Origin of the sequence: Nocardiopsis sp. TNDT3 (assembly GCF_003427465.1) — a bacterium.
Lineage (GTDB): Bacteria > Actinomycetota > Actinomycetes > Streptosporangiales > Streptosporangiaceae > Nocardiopsis > Nocardiopsis dassonvillei.
On sequence record NZ_QPFC01001454.1, the window covers coordinates 1 to 1,675 of the forward strand.

The following is a 1,675-nucleotide window of genomic DNA, read 5'->3' on the forward strand; positions in this document are numbered from 1 at the left end:
AGACCGTGATCGACAACGTCAACCCCACCATCGTCCCGCGTGCCCAGCTGCGCCGGGCCCGCCAGGAGAAGTCCGCCTAGCTGCGTCCCTCCCGGACCCCGCGCACCGGGTCTCCGCGCCTGCGACGGGTCCGGCGGTGCCTTCCCCGGGCCCGTGCCCCGCTCCCCGGCGGCCAGGCCGCCCGCGGGACGAGGTCCGGCACACGCGAGGGGGCGCCCCGACCGGGGCGCCCCCTCGCGTGTGTCCGGGGCCGTGATCCGTCCCCGCCGGGGCGGACGCGCGGGTACCGCCGTGCCTACTCCTCCAGCGCCTGCTCCATGCGCGCGATGTCGGCCTTCTGCTCGGCGATCACGTCGTTGGCCATGCGCATCACCGTCTGGTCCTTGCCCTCGGCCAGCACCTCCTCGGCCATGGTGACCGCGCCCTCGTGGTGGGCGGTCATCAGTTCCACGAAGAGGCGGTCGAACTCGTCGCCCTCGGCCGCCGCCAGCCGCTCCAGCTCCTCCTCGGTGGCCATGCCCGGCATGTCGCCGTGGTCGACCTCCAGCTCGCAGGCGGGCACGTCGCCGCTCTCGTCGTGGTGGGTGCCGTCCCCCTCCAGCCCGCAGAAGTTCTGGTGCGCAGGGTTCTCCCTGGCCGGACCGAAGATGTTCTCCTCCAGCCAGCTCTCCATGGCGGTGATCTCCGGGCCCTGGGCGTCGGCGATGCGGTCGGCGATGAGCTCGATGTCCTCGCGCTCGTGGCGCTCGGGTACCAGGTCGGTCATCTCCAGGGCCTGCGAGTGGTGCTCGATCATCATCACCAGGTAGGTGACGTCGGCCTCGTTGTGGCCCTGCTCCTCGGCGAGGGCGGCGATCTGGTCGGCGGTGGCGGGGGAGGAGGACTCCCCGGGCGCGCCGGGGGCGATGACGTTGGCCGACTCCTGCTCCTGCCCGTCCCCCCCGTCCGTACAGGCTGAGGCTCCGAGCAGGGCGAGAGCGGTTCCGGCCGCGAGTACCAGGCGACGCACGAGGTGTCCTCCGATGGGGTGGGGTGCGGACGGGGCCGCTGTGCCGGCGGGCGCTGTGCCCTGGGGCAACGTCCTGCGGGCTTTCTTACTCACTCGACGGGTGTTCTGTCCAGTCCCGGACCCGGGTCGGTGCCATCTCGTTCGACTTCGCGGTACCGGGCGCGGTGCCGGGGCGCCTCTCACCCCCGAGGGTTTCTGCGTGCTTTTGGCCTTCTGAAGTGCTGGATGTCCGTTCTCGGCGTTTCGTCTGGTTATTGCCAATGGGGAGGAGTAAAACCCATGGTAGTCAGTTGGATGCTTTGTGTATTTCCGGGGGGTGTGCGGTGGTGTCGGAGACGCGAAGGCCCGCGAACGGACTGCGGTGGGGGACGCTCGGAACGGCACCCCTCCTGGTCACCGCCCTCCTGGCCGTTCCCGGGGCCAGGGCCGACGGGGTGAGCACCGGCGGGGGCGTCGTGCACGTGGCCAACCTGCCCAGGCCGGAGGGGCTGGACGGCACCGCGTCCTACAACTCCGACCTGGCGTTCAGCGGCGACTACGCGATCGGCGGCAACTACGACGGCTTCGTCGTCTACGACATCTCCGATCCGGAGAACCCGAGCCGGGTCTCCACGGTCGTGTGCCCCGGGAGTCAGGGCGACGTGTCGGTCAGCGGCGACCTGCTCT

1 protein-coding gene and 1 pseudogene are annotated in these 1,675 nt (G+C 71.1%); one reads left to right on the forward strand and one right to left on the reverse strand.

Annotated elements, in window-relative coordinates; translation table 11 throughout:
* Positions 1-295: 295 nt before the first annotated feature.
* On the reverse strand, positions 296-1,009 hold the full coding sequence (locus DQW06_RS28775; protein WP_117199653.1) for a DUF305 domain-containing protein: 714 nt from the start codon (positions 1,007-1,009) through the stop codon (positions 296-298).
* A 323-nt stretch (positions 1,010-1,332) separates the two neighbouring features.
* Between DQW06_RS28775 and DQW06_RS28780 the strand changes: the two are divergent.
* Positions 1,333-1,675 (forward strand): annotated as a pseudogene (locus tag DQW06_RS28780) (beta-propeller domain-containing protein); the annotation flags it as partial.